This is a genomic window from Bacteroides cutis, assembly GCF_900241005.1.
Lineage (GTDB): Bacteria > Bacteroidota > Bacteroidia > Bacteroidales > Bacteroidaceae > Bacteroides > Bacteroides cutis.
This window is the reverse complement of sequence record NZ_OEST01000001.1, coordinates 944,794-965,592: the sequence shown is the minus strand read 5'-3', so window position 1 is coordinate 965,592 and position 20,799 is coordinate 944,794. Positions and strand designations below refer to the sequence as shown.

The 20,799-nt window shown below is 43.4% G+C and carries 12 protein-coding genes; 6 read left to right on the top strand and 6 right to left on the bottom strand.

Annotation, left to right across the window (positions count from 1 at the left end; genetic code table 11):
* Positions 1-116: 116 nt before the first annotated feature.
* Both galA and C1A09_RS03740 read right to left on the bottom strand, forming a co-directional pair.
* Entirely contained in the window at positions 117-2,591 is a 2,475-nt protein-coding gene (gene galA, locus C1A09_RS03745) for a beta-galactosidase GalA (RefSeq protein ID WP_101542358.1), read from the bottom strand.
* Between the two features lie 180 nt (positions 2,592-2,771).
* Positions 2,772-5,075, bottom strand: coding sequence for a glycoside hydrolase family 3 N-terminal domain-containing protein (locus C1A09_RS03740; RefSeq protein WP_101542357.1), 2,304 nt, complete (start codon positions 5,073-5,075; stop codon positions 2,772-2,774).
* Positions 5,076-5,302: 227 nt separating this feature from the next.
* Here C1A09_RS03740 and C1A09_RS03735 point away from each other — a divergent pair, with 227 nt between their 5' ends.
* The 4 genes from C1A09_RS03735 to C1A09_RS03720 all read left to right on the top strand — a co-directional run bounded on the left by C1A09_RS03735 (position 5,303) and on the right by C1A09_RS03720 (position 9,869).
* Positions 5,303-6,304, top strand: coding sequence for an aldo/keto reductase (locus tag C1A09_RS03735; protein WP_101542356.1), 1,002 nt, complete (start codon positions 5,303-5,305; stop codon positions 6,302-6,304).
* A 9-nt stretch (positions 6,305-6,313) separates the two neighbouring features.
* A complete protein-coding gene (locus tag C1A09_RS03730) occupies positions 6,314-8,368 on the top strand; it encodes a retaining alpha-galactosidase (protein ID WP_101542355.1) in 2,055 nt (684 codons plus the stop codon).
* 154 nt (positions 8,369-8,522) lie between these two features.
* Positions 8,523-9,176 (top strand): DUF4136 domain-containing protein, encoded by a 654-nt coding sequence (locus tag C1A09_RS03725; RefSeq protein WP_101542354.1) that lies wholly within the window; start codon positions 8,523-8,525, stop codon positions 9,174-9,176.
* A gap of 63 nt (positions 9,177-9,239) precedes the next feature.
* A complete protein-coding gene (locus C1A09_RS03720) occupies positions 9,240-9,869 on the top strand; it encodes an outer membrane beta-barrel protein (protein ID WP_101542353.1) in 630 nt (209 codons plus the stop codon).
* Between the two features lie 124 nt (positions 9,870-9,993).
* Here the strand turns inward: C1A09_RS03720 and C1A09_RS03715 are convergent, their stop codons facing one another.
* The 3 genes from C1A09_RS03715 to C1A09_RS03705 are packed head-to-tail and all read right to left on the bottom strand — an operon-like array spanning position 9,994 to position 14,713.
* Positions 9,994-13,065: a serine hydrolase domain-containing protein gene (locus tag C1A09_RS03715; protein ID WP_101542352.1), complete on the bottom strand. Its 3,072-nt coding sequence runs from the start codon at positions 13,063-13,065 to the stop codon at positions 9,994-9,996.
* Positions 13,066-13,914 carry a bifunctional metallophosphatase/5'-nucleotidase gene (locus C1A09_RS03710; RefSeq protein WP_101542351.1) on the bottom strand — a complete coding sequence of 283 codons (849 nt, stop codon included), beginning with the start codon at positions 13,912-13,914 and terminating at the stop codon, positions 13,066-13,068.
* Positions 13,915-13,942: 28 nt separating this feature from the next.
* On the bottom strand, positions 13,943-14,713 hold the full coding sequence (locus C1A09_RS03705) for a 5'-nucleotidase C-terminal domain-containing protein (protein WP_101542350.1): 771 nt from the start codon (positions 14,711-14,713) through the stop codon (positions 13,943-13,945).
* Positions 14,714-14,952: 239 nt separating this feature from the next.
* On the opposite strand from C1A09_RS03705, the gene rplS reads away from it, so the two are divergent.
* On the top strand, positions 14,953-15,306 hold the full coding sequence (gene rplS / locus C1A09_RS03700; RefSeq protein ID WP_022011470.1) for a 50S ribosomal protein L19: 354 nt from the start codon (positions 14,953-14,955) through the stop codon (positions 15,304-15,306).
* Between the two features lie 122 nt (positions 15,307-15,428).
* A complete protein-coding gene (locus C1A09_RS03695) occupies positions 15,429-19,472 on the top strand; it encodes a glycoside hydrolase family 2 TIM barrel-domain containing protein (RefSeq protein ID WP_101542349.1) in 4,044 nt (1,347 codons plus the stop codon).
* Positions 19,473-19,713: 241 nt separating this feature from the next.
* On the opposite strand, the gene C1A09_RS03690 is transcribed toward C1A09_RS03695, so the two are convergent.
* Positions 19,714-20,694, bottom strand: a complete 981-nt coding sequence (locus C1A09_RS03690; protein WP_101542457.1) for an ROK family protein — start codon at positions 20,692-20,694, stop codon at positions 19,714-19,716.
* Between the last annotated feature and the right edge of the window lie 105 nt (positions 20,695-20,799).

Here is a 20,799-nt window from a genome sequence, read left to right as displayed (position 1 = left end):
GTTCAATCACCCTACTTTTCTTCTCCAAAAAGGTAGTATCCCCTTACCATAAAATGCTAAGAAAAAAATTACGAGTTGTACTACCAATAAAAAAGAAAGGTTACATTGTTTTCTTTTCAATGTTTCAACACTAAAAAAGTATCATTGATATTTTCCGAACTTACAGTCATCGTAACTTCTCCCTCTTCACCGGTACTTTGCAACAGTATTTGGGCCAGTCCATTGAAAGTTTTCACCTGATAAGTCCGTGCATTTACATCCGACGGCCGCTCGGTAGACTGATAAGCAGGACTTCCGTTGCCAACTCCTAAAATACGAACCGGACCGGTAACAGTGAACTCCAACTCGTTACAAGCTGTCGGTACAAAACGCCCTTTCTTATCCTGAAGCTCTACACAAACCACAACTACATCTTTCTTTATATCACTCCGAAAGACAGAATGATCAGGAGTCAGAACAATACGGGCAGGTTCACCTGTAGTTTCTATTTCTTGAGTCATCACCTTTTTACCATTTTTATAGCCTATAGCTTTTACCATACCCGGCTCATAAACAGCAGTCCAAAATAAATGTCCGTTTTTAGGCATTGACTTACGGCCTATTTTTTTACCGTTTACAATCAGCTCCACTTCATCACAGTTACTATATGCCCAGATATCAACCTTTTCCCCTTCATGACCTTGGAGATTCCAATGAGGAAATATATGCAAAACCGGTTCTTCCCTCCACCAGGATTTCAAGTAAAAAGCCTCATCCTTTGGGAAACCGCAGTAGTCTAAAATACCGAACTGGGAACCCGTGGCGGGAAATTTCATCGGATTGGGTTCACCCCGATAATCAAATCCTGTCCAATAGAAAAGCCCATCTAACCAAGGGCGTTCATCGTAGAACTTCCAACCTCGCTCTATACAATTCAGAAGACTGTCACGACCATTCGGTTTACGGTTATGGGCAACCATAAGTCCTTTATCCGTCTCATCGAAGTAAATGCCGCGTGTACCGCAACCGGAAGTTTCCTCCGAGCCAATGGCGCAACGTTCGGGATATTCACTACGATATTTATCTACGGGATTTTGAAGAATATAGTTGTAACCTGCCACATCGGCCGGAGCCAAAACGGTGGGACCACCACTGGAAGCCACAGTCATCAGTCGCGTGGGATCGATACGATGGCAATACTCACGCATGGTAGCCACAATACGGTTACCCGTTTCCTCCCATTCGATGCCCCATTCTTCATTACCCACACTCCAAAGAATGACGCATGGATGATTACGGTCGCGAACTATCATACGTTCCAACAGATCGATGTGTTCCTTATTTACTCCGGTCAGACGGTTTTCCTCAATCACTAAAATGCCCAGACTGTCACAAGCATCCAACATTTCAGGAGTCATCGGGTTATGAGAGGAACGATAGGCATTACAACCAATAGCTTTCAACTGTTTCAACCGATAGATTTGCAGGGCATCGGGGATACCGGTACCTACACCGGGATGATCCTGATGCATATTTACTCCTTTCAGTTTCAGAGGCCGGCCATTCAATAAAAAGCCACGATTTGCATCAAAACCGATTTGACGGATGCCAAACGGAGTGTGATAGCAATCCACAAGGTTGTCACCTGAATAGACTTCGGTTTTCATGGTATATAAATAAGGTGTATTGGGAGTCCATAAGTGATAGTCTTCATTAATGTCTCCGCTCTCCACATTCGAAGCCGCAAGGTATAAGGAAACAGTTGTCCGATGTCTTTCTTTAGCAAGAAGTTCTTTCCCTTTCACTTCCTTCTGTCCGAGTTCCTTTCCTTCGGCAGTGAGTAAAGTGTGGCGCAAAGAATAAGTAGCGGACTGCAAACCGGAGTTGACCACTGTCGTTTCCACGTTGATGAAAGCTTCTTCAGGGATATAAGTAGAATTAGTATACACAAAAGTACCGAAAGGCGCCACATGTAGCGAAGCCGTTTTATTCAGCCAAACATGACGATAGATACCGGCACCTTCATAGAACCACCCTTCTTCAAGGGTAGCATCTGTACGGACGGTTATTAAATTCTCACTGCCATAGTTCAGATATTCGGTAATATCGTATGTTTGAACTACATAACCGCTCGGTTCATGTCCCAGATAAAAGCCATTTACCCAAATGCGGGCATCACGAAAAATACCGTCGAACTGGAGATAAAGATGTTTGCCTTTGTCTTCCTGCGGGACAATGAAGGTTTTCCGGTACCAACCGACACTGGTTTCCGGATATTTGTAACCGACAGTCTTATAACCGTGGCTATGACTTGCCAATGAATCGTATGGTAAATCGACTACCCAATCATGGGGAAGATCCACATTCTTCCATTCCACATTCCACTTGGCGGCATCGAATTTCGGAGAATAAGGACCTTCATTATGAATGGAAGCTGCTTTTGTCAGATAATTAAAATATTCTGTTCCACAACCAAAATCCTTTGCCGGATCGGAAGCATTACCGAAGGCGAATTGCCAATTCTCATCCAGAAGTATCCGTTCGCGGACAGATTGAGCGGAAAGAGAAAGGGTAAGAAGCAAAAGGGTAATAATAGAATAAATTGTTTTCATTGACATTAAACTTACAAATGGGAATTTAGCGGTGTAGCGTTGTGATATTATTTTAGGCGCGGATTTCGCGGATTACACGATTTTTTTCTCTTATGTAATCATTGCCTATTAATCCGCGAAATCCGCGCCTAAAATGTTATCATCCGAACGGAAACCTTGCCGGGGCGCTACGCCCCTAAATTAGTATTTAACCACAAACGTCTCTTTCAGCAAATCCTTGTCATCCGAAGAAGCACCAACCATAACAATGAACTCACCCGGCTCTACAATCTTATTCATCTTGATATCATAAAATGCGAGTTTATCGGGAGTTATCTTAAAGTTTACCGTTTTACTTTCACCGGCTTTCAAAGCCACACGAGCAAAGTCTTTCAGCTCTTTTACAGGACGGGTGACGCAACTGAACTTATCACGAATATACAGTTGTACAATCTCCACGCCATCACGATCGCCTGTATTCGTAACCTTTACGCTGACATCCACACTGCCGTCCTTACTGATTTCTTGCTGCGACAACTTCAAATCTTCATATTTATAGGTGGTATAGGACAGTCCATGACCAAACGGATAAAGCGGCGTACTCGGTTTACCGGCAACATATGGATGGAAATACTGGGAAGGTTTATGATTATAAATCATCTGAAGCTGTCCGACACTATGTGGTATTGTTATAGCCAGCTTGGCAGAAGGATTTACTTTACCATATAGGATTTCTGCCACAGCCTGCCCTCCTTGCATACCCGGAGCCCACGCTTCCACAATGGCGGGCAAGTGCTCGGCTGCCCACTGTACTCCCAGCGGACGCCCATTTACCAATACGAGGATAGTCGGCTTACCGGAAGCGGCAACCTTTTCTATCAATTCGTTCTGCAAACCAACAAGGTCGATATCAGAACGATCCGTATCCTCACCGTCCGTACGGTCGTTCCAGCGGAAACGCATCATATATTCACCGGCAACAACAATATTCAGATCCGCATTCCTGGCATGAGCAGCAGCTTCGGCTACCTTTTCGGGGTTCATATTGCGCGGGTCCCACCCTTGGTCTACAAAATCAAATTGCGTATCGGGAGCTATCATCTTCAAGCCTTCAAGGATAGTCGTTACATTCTCCGGTTTCTCCGGTGCACTCCAGTCACCAAGAATATTCTGGTCATCGGCATTGATACCGGTCACCATCACCTTTTTATATTTAGAAGCATCCAGCGGCAGTACACCGTCATTTTTCAAAAGGACAATTCCATTACGGGCCGCTTCGAGAGCCGTTTGGCGATGTTCATCGCAAAGGCGGATTTTTAGGCTCTCAGTTTCATCGGCGTATGGTTTCTCAAACAGTCCCAAACGAAACTTGATATCAAGAATACGGCGTACGGATTCATCAATCCGAGCTTCCGGAATACGGCCTTCTTTCACCAGTTCTACCACCATCTCATTCCAGTGGATACCATGCATGTGCATATCCATGCCCGACATGATAGATTGATAGAAAGCCTCCTTGATATTCTCGGCTGTGGCATGCAGGTCGTGAATATGCTCGATATCCATCCAGTCGCTTACTACAAAACCGGGAAATTTCCATTCACCGCGAAGCACATCGGTCATCAGCCATTCGTTACTATGGCAAGGTACACCGTTTAATTCATTATGAGCCGTCATCAAAGATAAAGCACCTGCCTTCACTCCCGCTTCAAAAGGCGGAAAGAAGACTTCACGTAAGGTTCGCTCGGACAAATCTGCCGGAGAACCGTTTGTGCCATTAATAGGCTCGCTGCCGCCGACAAAGTGCTTGATACATGCCAATACGTCCTCGTCGCTATCTAAGTTTCCCTGATATCCCCTGACAGACTGTACACCCATTAATGTTACCAGATAAGGATCTTCACCATACGTTTCACCCACGCGTCCCCAACGGGTATCGCGTGCTACTTCCACATTAGGATTGAACGTCCAATGCATATTCATGGCACGCATTTCCTTGGCGGTCTGGCGGGCTATCTTGTAAGCCATCAGCGTATCGAAAGAACAAGCAAGGTTTATATTCGTGGGATATACTGTGTTATCCGGCGCATTGGCATTACCATGAATGGCATCGATACCGAAAATGATGGGAATTTGTAAACGGCTCTTCATGGCAAGAGATTGCAGATAGTTGGCTTCTTCGATAGTAAGCACATGTAAGAAAGAACCTATCAGCCCCTGTTCTGTCCACGCTGCCACGTCTTCTTCCGTAATACCGGGATAAAAAGCATTTGCCGTGTTATTTTTCAGTTCTTCCTCAGTCATCACGGCACTGTTTGCCTTAATATGTTCCAAACCGACAAACTGGTTCATCTGACCGACTTTCTCTTCCAGCGTCATTCTTCCGAGGAGGTCTTCTATTCTATCTTTCACAGGAGCTGCGGAATTTTTGTATACTTCTGTCTTGTTACCGCCGCAAGATGCCAAGCAAGTTACCATCGCTATAATGATTAATTTGTTTTTCATTGATATTAAACTTTTGTTTTGCAAAGATAACCGCTTTGAAAGATATCGGATAGCATTATTTTATCCAATTTTAGTATCATTTGTTTCAATCCACCGTATTAGTTGTTATCTATCACATTTGGATAAATAAAAAGAAGTGGATTTCGAGGAAATTCCCTATTTTTGTCACATCGTCATTCTTTACGGATGACTGAGTATTCAAATTGTTCAATTTAAAAAATATCAATATGATAAATCCTATTTATTCTCCTGCTCCCCAGAGATATGATTGCGGAATGAAGTATCGCCGTTGCGGGAAAAGTGGTATCCTCTTACCTGAAATTTCATTAGGCCTATGGCACAATTTCGGCGATGTGAATACATTTGCCAATTCACAAGCTATGGCCCACTATGCATTCGACCGTGGTATCACGCATTTCGACCTCGCCAATAATTACGGCCCTTCCTTCGGTTCGGCTGAGGAGACATTCGGAATGATTATGAAAAAATCATTTATGCCTTATCGGGACGAACTGTTTATCTCCTCCAAAGCAGGACATGAAATGTGGCCCGGCCCTTACGGTGACTGGGGATCACGTAAATCGCTGATGAGTAGCCTCAACCAAAGTTTGAAACGCATGAACCTGGAATATGTGGATATTTTCTATACTCACCGCTATGACCCGAATACACCGCTTGAAGAAACCCTCCAGACTTTGGTAGACATTGTGCGGCAAGGGAAAGCACTATACATAGGCATTTCCAAATATCCCAAAGATAAAGCCGAATTTGCCTATCGCTATCTGAAGAAGCGGGATGTACACTGCCTGCTCTATCAAGGTAAATACAATATGTTTAACCGTGAACCGGAGACAGAAGGTATCTTGCAACAAGCCAAAGGAAACGGTACAGGCTTCATCGCTTTTTCACCACTGGCACAAGGACTGCTGACAAACCGTTATCTGAATGGCATTCCTGAAGACTCCCGTATGGCAAAGGGTGCTTTTCTGAAAAAAGAAGCATTGACCGATGAGGTCCTGAAAAAGATAAAAGCCCTGAATGAAGTAGCGTACCAACGCGGGCAAACACTCGCGGAAATGGCGCTTGCATGGATTTTGAAAGACGAAATGGTGACATCTGTCATTATCGGAGCAAGTTCGGTAGGGCAATTGGCAGATAATTTGAAAGCCATTGAAAATACAACGTTCTCAACAGAAGAACTGGAAACGATTAATCGAATTCTAAAATAAGAAAGCAACATGAGAAATACCGGCATTACAGTTCTTTATTTACTTTTCGCCTGTTTAAGTATAGTCGGAGCCCAAGAATATAATGTAAAATCTCCCAACGGCAAGTTGGTTGTCACCGTGAATGTAGGCGAGACACTGAATTGGAAGATAGACCATGACGGTACCGGCGTCTTGCAACCATCGGTAATTGCCATGCAAGGTCAGGAGATGAGAGCTACGGGAAAAGAAATGACTTTTGGCAAAAGCATGAAAGTGTCACGGGCAGAGCGCAAATCCATCAAGAGTACTTTCACCACTCCTTTCTATAAAAAGGCAAGTGTGGAAGATATATATAATGAGCTGACCCTTAAATGCAAAGGAGGATATAGCGTTCAGTTCCGGGTTTATGACGATGGTGCTGCCTACCGGTTTATCTCTAACCGTGCGGAACCGTTCCTCGTGAAAAGTGAAACGGCTGAGTTCAACTTCAATAAAGATTACAAAGCATTTATCCCTTACATTAATGATAACCGAAACGGAGAGCGCTATTGCTATTCTTTCGAGTCTTACTACGATGAAAGCAAGTTGTCAGAAATGGTTGCCGATTCGCTTGCCACTACTCCGCTAATGGTCGATTTGGGAAAAGGGAAGAAAGCCATTATTATGGAAGCCGGAGTAGAAGTTTATCCGGGTATGTTTCTTATCCGGAACAACCGAACACCAACCGGATTACAGGCAACCTTCGCCCCCTACCCGCTACAGGAAACCATCGGCGGGCATAACCGATTAAACCGTATACCGACCAAACGCGCAGATTATATAGCGCGCATCCCCGGTACGGCACGGGAAGCATCTTCTTCCAACAATGCACGCCGTACTTTCCCCTGGCGGGTTGTACTCGTCACCGAAAAGGACACACAACTAGCTGATAATGACATGGCACAACGACTTGCTCCCACCTGCCGCTTAGCCGATACCTCGTGGATAAAACCCGGGAAAGTAGCTTGGGACTGGTGGAATACCTGCAACCTGACCGGAGTAGATTTCAAAGCAGGCATGAATACTCCAACCTATAAGGCTTTCATTGACTTTGCCGCTGCCAATAAGTTGGAATATATCATCATCGATGAAGGTTGGAGTGGAAAAGAATCACTTCTGGAGGATTTAAATCCGGATATCAATTTGGAAGAGCTCGTTAACTATGGAAAACAGAAAGGAATCGGTATTATTCTCTGGTCAAGCTGGCGAAATGCCATTACCAATATGGAACAATCATTTGCTTACTACGCCAATATGGGTATCAAAGGTTTCAAAATCGACTTCTTCGACCGTGATGACCAACCTGTCATAGAATCCGTAGAGCAAATAGCCGTTTGTGCAGCCAACAATAAACTACTTCTAGACCTGCATGGGCTAAAACCTTACGGTATCCAACGTGCTTATCCCAATATACTTAATTTTGAAGGTGTGAAAGGATTGGAAAACGCCAAATGGGAACCCATCGTAAACAATGTTCCTCTCCATGATTTTCCCCGTTATGACGTTACCGCCCCTTATTTGCGGCAACTTGCAGGACCGATGGATTACACTCCGGGAGCTATGACAAACGCTACCCGCAGTACTTTCCGCGCCATCAACGACCATCCTATGAGCCAAGGTACACGGGTGCATCAAATGGCTATGTACACTGTGTTTGAGGCACCGTTACAAATGCTGGCAGACAGTCCCAGTAAATATATGAAAGAGCAGGAATGTACCGATTTTATAGCTAAAGTACCGACTGTTTTTGACGAGACAATAGCGTTAGCCGGAGAGGTTGGTGAACATATTGCTCTGGCACGAAGAAGCGGAGATACATGGTATATAGGCGCAATGACTAACTGGACACCCCGCAAATATACCATCGACCTTTCTTTCCTTAGAGAAGGTAACTATGAAGCAGAAATTTTTTCCGATGGAATAAATGCCGACCGTGAAGCTACCGATTACCGTAAAGAAAAACGTACGGTGAAAGCAAGTGATAAATTAAGTATATATATGGCTCCAGGTGGCGGATGGACAGCAATCATACAAAAAAGACAATAAAGTGGCAAAGTGGTAAGATGACAAAGGTGATCTTGCCACTTTTTACTTTTAACATATCCTCTCGTGAACTTTTCACATTCTATCTTGTTTTTTCTCAAAAGCCTAAGGTACCATAGGGCAGGAATTAATATTTAACCTAAACAATTATAGAAGTATGAAGAAATTTATTCCCTTATTATTAGCGGTCTTCGCAGTCGCATTCGTATCTTGCGAGAAAGACCCTGACATGGATAAGCTAGACAATAAGTATCTGGTTTATACCAATTATGACAAGAAGGCAGATTTCAAAACCTTTGAAACTTACTACTTGCCGGACAGTATTCTCGTGATCGGCAGCAGAAAAGAAGCCGAATATTGGAAAGACGAAAGTGCACAAGAAATTCTCAGCGCCTACGTTACAAATATGAATAACCGCGGCTATATTCGTGTAGAAGACCGTGAGGAAGCCGACCTCGGATTACAAGTTAGCTATGTGAAGAGCACTTACTACTTCACTGACTACGGACGTCCTGAATGGTGGTGGAATTATCCGGGTTACTGGGATACTCCTTATTGGGGCAACTGGGGTGGCTGGTATTATCCGTATGCCGTTAACTATTCTTATAGCACCGGTTCCTTCATCACCGAATTGTTAAACCTTAACGCTCCTCAAGGTCAAAGCGAGAAACTTCCTGTTCTGTGGACCAGTTACATGAGCGGACTATTGAGTGGTTCTACCTCTGTAAATACAAAGATGGCTGTAGAAGGTGTAAACCAAGCTTTCACCCAGTCTACCTATCTCAACAATATGAATGCACAACCCAGATAAGATTGTTGACATTTTCTGTCATATAAGAATAGCTGTCGTTGAATTTTTTAAATAAGAACAAGTATGAAAACATTAAAATATATATCTTTGAGGGTAATGGCGGTTGCCGCCCTCGTGTTAGTCTTCACCATGCCGGTAAAGGCACAGATGACCGATAACGGTTATGCCAACATCGATTGGCAATTCAACTTTCCCTTAAACAACAACTTTGCAGATAAAGGCAGTGGATGGGGAATGAGCTTTGAAGGTGGTTACTTTCTGACTCCCAATATAGCGTTAGGAGGTTTCCTCGCTTATCATAGTAATCACGAATATGTAGGTCGTCAGACTCTTCCCATAGGTGAAGGAGGTAGTTTGAATACCGACCAACAACATACTGTATTCCAATTACCCTTCGGTCTTGCTTCCCGTTATCAATGGAATCGCGGTGGTGCTTTCCAACCATATCTAGGTGTAAAACTGGGCGCACAATATGCACAGTTGAAGTCAGCTTTCAACGTATTTGAAGCCCATACCAATACATGGGGTTTCTATGTATCTCCAGAAATCGGCTTTAACGTTTATCCATGGGCTTACGGACCGGGGTTACACTTCGCTGCCTACTATAGCTACGCAACAAACAAAGGTGACCTCTTCACTTACAGTGTAGACGGTATGAACAACTTAGGCTTACGTATCGGTATTGCATTCTAACAGAAATACACCTAAAGTTTAACCGAGAATAAATTAATTGTTTCAAAGTATGAAAAGAGGGAGTTAATTCCGTGTGGACGGGATTGACTCCCTTTGATTGTATCAATAGGATTTATTTCACAAATTATTCTGTTCCTTTAGGGGAACGAGAAGTCAACAGAGCCTGATACATTGCCTCCTGTATTCTCTCACGTATTTCCAATTCCTGCAACTTCGTATTCCACGTATTCGGATAGACACGATTACTGAGAAAAACGTAAATCAAACCATTATCAGGATCAACCCATGCACAGGTTCCCGTAAAACCGGTATGACCGTAAACAGATATAGGGGCGGAAGGAGCACAAGGGCTACTTTTAGGGTTCTGCATATCCGGTTTATCGAAACCTAAGCCACGACGACTTGTTTTTGAAACTGTTGTAGTAAAAAGACGACAAGTTTCTTTACTTAAATAGCGCTTACCGTCCAACTCGCCATCATTTAAAAGCATCTGATAAATCTTTGCTACTTCTTCCGCAGTAGAGAACAGACCTGCATTGCCGGAAATTCCTCCTTGAAAAGCAGCCGATTCATCATGTACAAATCCCTGTAAAGTTGTTTTCCGTAAGAACGGGTCTACAGAAGAAGGTACTATTTCATCTTTCTGTAAAAATTTTAAAGGCAAATAGCCTGTTCGTTTCAGTCCCATCGGCATATAGAATTCTTTGGCAAGAAACTCATCCAGTGGCATTCCCGAACGCACTTCCACCAATTGTTGCAGCAAAATAAAGCCTACGCAACTATAGCGATAACGTTTATCTCTCAAGGGAACATCGGCAATTTTTTGAAGATATTCTTTCTTGAAAGCACGGTTCAACCATAAGCTATCACAAATTTGTAAGGCACAATCGGTTGTGGGTACTTTTGAAGTCAACCCTTCACGGAACCGGAATTTCGGATTAGCCCAAGTCTGACGCCCGATACGGGTAGGATGCAGTTTATCCGGTTTCACTTTAAACAACGTACCATTATAACTATCTTCATCAATAGCATCCTGATAGAACAACAACGTAGAAGGTAAGCCGGACTGATGGAACAACAGTTCCCTTACCGTAATATCCCGTTTATCAGTATCTTTCAGAAATGGTAGGTAGTCAGACACACGGTCAGTCAAGTTAAGACGCCCTTTATCATAGAGTTTCATCACGGCAAGCAAAGTAGCAGTTGTTTTAGTCAACGAAGCAAGATCATAAACATCCGTGGTCTGTACAGGACGTGAAACACCTACCTGATTATCTACCAGCGTATTCCATGTATGAGTACCGAAAGTTTTACTGTACATCTCTTTACCGTCTTTTAAAATTACCACCTGACATCCCGGATAAGCCCCTTCTCGAATACCTTGTTCGGCAATGGTATCAATCCGAGCCAACATGCGGGAATTCAGCCCATATTCTTCGGGTACAAAACGAGGTTCTTCTCCAGTTCCGAGTACTACTCCTTCACCGGCAGCAAACAAGTTACCGATACTTGCCGAAAGTTTTCCATCCGCAGCAGCATCTGCATACAATATCTTGGCAACCTGGGTTTGTACTTCGTCATCAGAAGAATGGGCAAGTATCATCGTTCCAGCCGCCGAAACACCCCGATGTATCTGTAACACTTGTTTTCCGGGAATAAAGAATAAATATACCGCTGGAACATCAGGAGCAAATTCCGCAAAGAAAGATTGATAAGGTGTCAGTCTGTGTTCGGTTACACATACCAAAATACGTTTGAACTGCGACAGTTTATTTTTCAGATTGGTACGTGCAGAATCGGAAAGTTCTTTTCCTAATTGGAATTCCACCGGATGAGTATATTCTGATATCTGCCTGATGAACGGCTGTATTTCTTTCGTATCACCTACATTGAGCACTGCAACCTCTTTTATAACAGGATCCAGTGGCAATATTCCTGTTTTATTTCCCAGAACAGTAATGGCAGCCAACTTTAAACGCCGTATCAAGTCACGGGTATACGCAGTATTAATACGGGCTCCCAAACCGGAAAGACGGACGAAAGGTTTCTTCGATAGTCCAAACGCATATTTATAGGTCAGTACCTTACGACATTTTTCTTCTATATCTCCTTCACTCAGTTCGCCACGTTTTACAGCAGCAAGTACAGTTTCAACCTCTTCCTTTATACGCCGGGGAACAAGCAGCAAATCATTTCCTGCTTTCAAAGCTTGCAAACAAAGCGTCGCATTATTCGATACCCCTTTCATAGCAAGGGCATCTGTAAAAATAAGACCTTGGAATTTCAATTCACGAGTCAACAAGTCATAAACTATATTACGCGAAAGGGAAGAAGGTACGCCATTGTTCGTTTCAAAAACCGGAACAGCCAAATGCCCTACCATAATACCACTTAAGCCGGAATGAATCGCTTTTTTAAAAGGATAAAGTTCTACACTATCCAAACGTTCACGCGTAAACGGCAAAGTAGGTAAGGCATAATGCGAGTCTACATCCGTATCACCATGTCCAGGAAAATGTTTAGAAACAGAAAGCACTCCTCCATCTTCCAATCCTGTGGCATATGCAATCACTTTATTGGCAACATTTACCGGGCTCTCACCAAAAGAACGGGTATTAATAACCGGATTTTGAGGATTGATGTTTACGTCCGCTACCGGAGCAAAATTAACCTGTACCCCCATTTCACGACATTGCCGTGCCATTTCACACCCATATTCATAAAGAAGAGAATCATTCCTTACACAACCCAACACCATATTCTTCGGGAATACGGGTGTACCTCGCAAACGCATAGATAGTCCCCATTCACCATCAAAAGTTATCATTAAAGGAACATCTGCCATACGTTGTGCCTCATTGGTAAGCGCTACCTGATTTTGCATCAATCCACCAGAAAAAAGCAAACCACCCACTTTATAATCCTCCACCACCTTACGTAGCAATTCTTTATTACGTTTATCTTGTTGCGGAGCGATGGTATAAATAAACAGCTGTCCTATTCGTTCTTTCAAACTCAACCTGTTTAAAACAGAGTCTACCCATTGCTGGCATCGCACTCCATCTTGTATGGAACGGAGTAGTAACGGTTCCACGGAAGTTACGGGAACAGACGGAACAGGCCGGTATTTAGCTTCGGAAGCAAAGCGTCCATAACATCCTAAAATCAACAGCACAAATAGTAACAGCTTCTTCATTTATTTCTTCTCAGTCAATATCAACTTCATTTCTCCGACGTATATACCACTCTTACCGGTATGCAATACCGGTATACTCTTACCATCAGCATTCATATAGAAAGCAGGTTTTTGCATAAAGGTATGAGAATGCCCTCCCAGAATAGCATCAATACCATAGGTTTCCGTAACCAGTTTCTCATCAGAATCTCCATTGTTACTACGTATACCCAAATGGGACAGACAGATAACAACATCGCATTGTTCCTTATTCCGCAGAACATCTACTACCTCTTGAGCCACCGCAACGGGTTCTTTATAAACGACTCCTTCACATTTATCAGCCTGTACCAATCCTTCCATTTTGGGAGCAAGGCCAAAAACACCGATTTTAAGTCCGTTACGTTTTAATATAGTGTATGGTTTCACTAAACCTTCAAGTACCGTTCCACTTACATCATAGTTGGCGCACACCACCGGGAAATCAGCCATACGAAACAAACGCGCCATATTCTCCAAACCGAAATCAAACTCATGGTTACCTATAGTCATAGCATCATATCCCATCAAGTTCATCATCTTTACCTCTACTTCACCCCGGAAAAGATTATAATATGGAGTACCCTGCGAAATATCACCACAATCAAAAAGCAAGACATCAGGATGTTCGGCACGATATTCTTTCAAAAAAGTAGCGCGGCGTACTGTTCCTCCCATACCTGCATACCTATCGGCGGCATGTGGATTAATAGGTTCGATACGGCTGTGCGTATCGCTCGTCTGTAAAATAAACAACTCTTTGGTCTGTTGTGCCGATGCCGTAAATATCAGGCAAACGACCAGTAAACAATATATGGATATACGTTTCATCTAACCTATAGTTTTTAATTAGTATTCTTTAATTTTCAACCGTAATACGCCCTTCCATGCGTGAAGCGATTTTCTTACCTTCAGCAGTCTGTTTCTCTACATATTGCATAAATAAGCCACGCAATGTAGCATTAGCCGGGCACTCCCTCTTTTCAGCCTGAGGCAAAGCGGCCATACCATCATTGCCATCAGCCAGATAGTCGATAGTAGCAACCGTATATAGTTTATCATCTTCCACTGGCTTACCCGCTACTGCAGCCTTCACCAACTTACCATCTTTAGAGATTGTCAGCTTCACGCCACTGACGCCTTCGCCATAACGCGCAGCGATATTCTCAAAAAGTTTTTTTAAATAGACACCTTTCAAAGTCAGTACACAAAGAGAATTCTCAAAAGGTAATATCTCATAGACATTCTCACAAGTAATAGGACCTTCGGTTAATATATTGCGTAAACCACCCATATTGACAAGTCCCATATCCGCAGGTTTACCTAGTACTCGTACAGCAGCTTCACGTAGCACATCTGCCACCAGATTAGAAAGCAGGCTCTCAGGCGCACCCTTGTCCATAGACATTTCTGCCGTGCCTACCACACGATACATCATACTGTCTATCTTTACCTTATAAGGCGCAAGCAATGCCACTGCTTCCGCATCGGGTTCAGCATCCAACGTGGAATCTATAGATTGCATACTTCCTTCCGCTTTCGTCACTTCATAAGTAGAATGACAAGATGTCAACAAAAGGAATACACCTAATGCCACTCCAGATACGAACTTTAATATTTTCTTTTTCATATTCGTTTGTTTTAAACTGCTACAAATATACTTTTTCTTTACCTTGAAGCAAAGAAAGGAGGAATTCTTTTTCGTAACTTTCCCTTTCAGCCCAAGTCCAAATAAAATACATAAAACATTTGTGTATCTGCCAAATAATTCGTTCCTTTGCACCGCTTTCGCGCAATCGCTGTCAGGACACCAAGAGAGAAGCCTGGTATGTTGCGTTGTAACGATCAAACAATTTAATAATAACAACAATGGATTTAATTAAAATTGCAGAAGAAGCATTTGCTACCGGAAAACAGCACCCGAGCTTCAAAGCTGGTGACACAGTAACAGTAGCATATCGTATTATCGAAGGTAACAAGGAACGTGTACAGTTGTACCGTGGTGTTGTTATCAAGATTGCCGGACATGGAGACAAAAAACGTTTTACTGTACGTAAAATGTCAGGAACTGTAGGCGTAGAACGTATTTTCCCGATCGAATCACCGGCTATTGACAGCATCGAAGTGAACAAAGTGGGTAAAGTTCGTCGCGCTAAATTGTACTACTTGCGCGCTCTTACCGGTAAGAAAGCAAGAATTAAAGAAAAAAGAGTTAACGGATAATTTCTTTATCTCTTATTTCAAAATAAAAAGAGACTGGGTTCTTTGGAATTCAGTCTCTTTTTATTTTTCCATTAACCAAAAAATCACTATCATTGTATTTCTTTTAACACATTTAAAAATCTATGAAATTCAAAAAGAAATTGATTTGTTGCCTGGCATATACCTGCTTCGCAAGTAATCTCCTTGCCGATGGGCTGAAAGGATTTGATTACGCCAATGTCTCTGCTCCTTCAGGAAAAGAATGGGAATCTCCCGAGTTATTGGCCCTGAACAAAGAACAACCACACACCTGGTTCTTCACCTTTAACGATACAGAGAGTGCCCGGAAAGTATTGCCAGAACACAGCAGTTACTACTATTCACTCAACGGAACATGGAAATTTCACTGGGTGGGAAATCCCGATGAACGCCCTAGCGACTTTTATCAGCCGGGATACGACGTTTCCGCATGGGATGACGTCAGCGTACCGATGCAATGGAACGTAGCAGGTATCCAGAAAGACGGCAGCCTGAAATATGGGACACCCGTCTATGCCAACCAACCGGTCATTTTTCAGCACAAAGTTGCTGTGGACGACTGGAAAGGCGGAGTAATGCGTACTCCTCCGCACGACTGGACAACTTACAAAAACCGTAATGAGGTAGGTTCCTACCGTCGTACTTTCTCCGTTCCTGCCGACTGGACAGAACGCGAAGTATATATCAACTTCGATGGGGTATCCTCTTTCTTCTACCTCTGGATAAACGGGAAATACATTGGTTTCTCCAAAAATTCACGAAACACCGCTTCCTTTAATATTACCCCTTATCTGAATAAGGAAGGCGAGAATATAGTGGCAGTCGAGGTCTATCGCAATTCAGACGGTTCGTTTCTCGAAGCACAGGATATGTTCCGCTTACCAGGCATTTTCCGTTCGGTATCACTGACTTCCACCGCCAAGGTACAAGTACGTGATTTACGTGTATTCCCCACACTGGATGCCAACTACAAGGACGGTATCATCCGTGTGGAAGCTGACGTACGTAATCTTAGCGATAAGAAAGTGAAAGATTACACCCTTGCCTATTCGGTTTACGCCAATAAACTGTATTCCGATAAAAACACTCTGGTGAATGATGTAAGTGCAACCGGTAACCTTACCGAATTGGATAAAGCCGGAAAGACTTCTATCGTCACGACTCTAAATATTGCCGTTCCCAAGCAATGGTCGGCAGAAACACCTTACCGTTATGTACTGGTGGGTCAGCTAAAAGACAAGAAGGGCAGAGTGATAGAAACTTTCTCCACCGCATTCGGTTTCTGCAAGGTAGAAATCAAAGATACTTCGGCAAGTAACGACGAATTCAATTTGGCAGGACGCTATTATTATATCAACGGAAAAACCGTGAAATTAAAAGGAGTTAACCGTCAAGAAATAAACCCAGCTGTAGGTAATGCCATCAGCCATGAACAGATGAAAGAAGAAATCATGCTGATGAAACGGGGAAATATCAACCATGTGCGCAACTCACATTATTCCTGTGAACCTTACTGGTACTACCTGTGTGACAAATACGGAATCTACCTGGAAGATGAAGCGAACATTGAAAGTCATGAATACTATTATGGCAATGCGTCCCTGTCCCATGTACCAGAGTTTGAGGCGGCACACGTGGCACGCGTCATGGAGTTGGCCCACTCCCACGTAAACCATCCTTCTATAGTGATATGGTCACTGGGTAATGAAGCCGGCCCGGGAAAGAATTTCATCAGTGCCTATAATGCCTTGCATACCTTCGATTCCTCCCGCCCCGTCCAATATGAACGTAACAATAGTATTGTAGACATGGGATCCAACCAATATCCATCCATTGCATGGATGCGTGGTGCTGTCACGGGTAAGTACAACATCAAATATCCGTTCCATGTATCAGAATATGCCCATTCCATGGGAAATGCGGTAGGTAATCTGGTAGACTACTGGAACGCGATAGAGTCTACCAACTTCTTTTGTGGAGCTGCCATCTGGGACTGGGTAGATCAGGCGTTGTACAATTATGACCCTAAAACCGGAGACCGTTACTGGGCATATGGTGGTGATTTCAATGACAAGCCGAATAGCGGAATGTTCTGTATGAACGGTATCCTGTTGCCCGACCATTCTCCCAAACCGGCTTACTATGAAGTAAAGAAAGTGTATCAGAATGTAAGTGTAAAAGCTATCGACCTGCAAAATGGAAAAATTGAAATCTTCAACAAGAATTATTTTACCGCACTGGACAACTATAAATTAGTGTGGTCTTTGTATGAAGATGGAAAGAAGATAGACGAGAATGAAGCTTCCCTCGAAGTATGCAAGTCAATTGGTCCCCGTGCTAAAGCCATCTGCCATCTTCCCTACAACTACGGAAATCTGAAAACCGAAAGCGAATATTTCGTAAAGGTACAATTTGTATTGCTTCGCGATATGCCTTGGGCAAAAGCAGGTTTCGTACAGATGGAAGAACAATTGGCAGTGAAAACTGCCGGTGAAAAGCCGTCTATAAAAAAACTGACCGCCACTGCCGAGAAACCGGAAATAAACGAAACCGGAAACTTCACCACTATCACCGGAAAAGGTTTCTGTGTGAAGTTTGACAACAAAGAAGGAACCATCTACAGTCTGGAATACAATGGCAAGAAGATGATTTGCGACGGACAAGGTCCTAAGATAGATGCCCTTCGCGCTCCCACAGACAACGACAACTGGGCCTATCGCCAATGGTTTGAAAAAGGACTTCACAACCTGAGGCACCAAGCCATCAAACGTACTTTGGTACAGCCTTCCCCAAAAGATGGAAATATTCTGCAGCTCATCTATACGATAGTTTCACAAGCCCCCAATGCCGCAGTTATCGAAGGAGGTAACTCCGGCAGATACTCTATTAAAGAGCTCACTGACCACCCGTTCGGTCCCGATGATTTCAAATTCATTACCAGCCAAATATGGACTGTTTATCCCGATGGCTCTATCGAACTGCAATCCAGTATCACCTCTAACGATGCCTCCCTTGTACTCGCCCGCCTAGGATATTCCATGCAAGTTCCTTCCGCATTGCAACAATACACTTATTATGGCCGTGGCCCTTGGAACAACTACAACGACCGCCATACCGGTGCTTTCATCGAAATGTATCAAAGTAGCGTGAAGGAGCAATTTATCAACTTCCCGAAACCGCAAAGTATGGGCAATCGTGAAGAAGTACGCTGGTGTGCCCTGACCGACCAGACAGGCAATGGCGTAGAATTTCTTTCAGGCAACCGGATGTCTGTCTCGGCATTACCTTGGTCGGCTGTAGAAATGACTCTTGCCCCTCATCCCTATCAGTTACCTAAATCCACTGCCACCCATTTACATCTGGATTTGGCGGTGACAGGACTTGGCGGTAACAGTTGCGGACAAGGTGGGCCTTTAAATTTTGACCGTGTGAAAGCGGGTAATCATACCATGAGTTTCCTAATCCGTCCCGTACGGCAAGCCGCATTCACCCAGACCGCCAACGTCTCTTTAGCAGGTGAAGTTCCTTTGTCCATTTCACGCAGCCGCAGCGGAATGGTCAATATCCATTCTTCAAAATCTGACGCCCAAATAGTCTATACTCTGAACGGGAACAAGAAAAAACAACGTTATACCAAACCTTTCAATCTACGCGAAGGTGGCGTGGTGACGGCTGCCTACGAGGATAATACCAACATTGCTACTTCGATGATGTTCAGCAAGATAGAGAGCATTCCATTAGAAGTGATTTATGCATCAAGCCAAGAAACCGGTGAGGGGGATGCCACCCATTTGGTAGACGGCAATGCCAATACCAAATGGCACACCATGTATTCCGTCACTGTAGCCAAATATCCACATTGGGTAGACTTTGATGCCGGAGAAACCAAAGTGATGAAAGGTTTCATCTATCTTCCCCGTCAAGATGGTGGTACCAATGGAGACATTAAGGATTATAGTTTGCAAGTGAGTAATGATGGTAAAAATTGGAAAGAAGTCCTTAAAGGTACTTTCCCCTATAACAAGAAACAACAACGTGTCTTATTGGAAAAGCCGGTACAAGCCCGATATCTCCGTTTCACCGGACTTAGCTCGCAAAATGGAGCTGACTTTGCCGGTGGCGCCGAGTTCTCTGTGATCGCCGACTGATGTCATAAAGAACAGAAGTTGTGCCACTATATTGGCACAGCCGTGCCATCGAAGTGGCAAAGCTGTGCCATTAAAGAGGCAAGACAGTGCCAATTTGGTGGCACAATCTTATGATGCAAACAGAAGATATCGTTGTAAATAAGAATTTATACAAAAAATGCATCCAAACATCAACCGATTTGCCATATCACCGATCGATGTTTGGATGCACGCTTTTATATCCAGCCTAAATCTGCGGAACTTACTTGATATCTCTTAATTCCCAACCCAATGCACTGGCACCCAACACAGCAGCATCAGAATCTTTCAATTCGGACATCATCAATTTAGCTTTACCTTTATAAATAGTCAAAACATTCTCATCAATAGCCTTTTGGATAGGTTTGAAGATATAATCGCCTGATTTAGCCAATCCACCGAACAAGATTATCGCTTCCGGACTTGAGAAAGCGATAAAGTCAGCAATAGCCTCACCCAAAATGGTTCCTGTAAATTCAAAAATATCCTGAGCTAACTTGTCACCTTGAACAGCAGCATCATATACATCTTTTGAGGTAATGTTTTCTGCCGGAATAGAACGCAACAAACTGGGTTCTGTGCGAGCCGTCAGGAATTCACGCGCTGTACGCGCCACACCGGTAGCCGAACAATAAGTTTCCAGACAACCATGACGTCCGCAACCGCAAACACGACCATTTTCACGACGTATAATAGTATGTCCCAATTCACCGGCAAAACCATCGTGACCATACACCATCTGACCGTTAATAACAATACCACTACCCACACCGGTACCTAAAGTAATCATGATGAAATCTTTCATACCACGTGCGGCTCCGTATGTCATTTCACCGATTGCAGCGGCATTAGCGTCATTTGTCAGTGCAGTAGGAATGCCAAGACGTTCTTCAAACATGGCAGCCAAAGGGATGACTCCCTTCCAAGGAAGATTAGGAGCAAATTCGATGGTACCACTATAATAATTACCGTTAGGAGCACCAATACCGATACCTTTTATCTTGTCTACACCACCATTCGCAATAATCAACGGAAGAAGATTTTTACATACTGTATCGACGTAATCATCGGCCTGTACATAAGCCCCCGTCTTAATGGAACCATTAGCAATAATTGTTCCGCGTGCGTCCACAATACCAAAGACGGTATTCGTACCGCCTATGTCAATACCCACTACATAGGGCTTTTCCATGTTTGAATTCATGATATAACTTTTGTTTAAAGGGTTAGTTGATAACATTTATGGTTACAAATTACACAAAGAAAAACGACATTGCAAAATCTTTTTTTAAAAAACTTCGTCCTACTT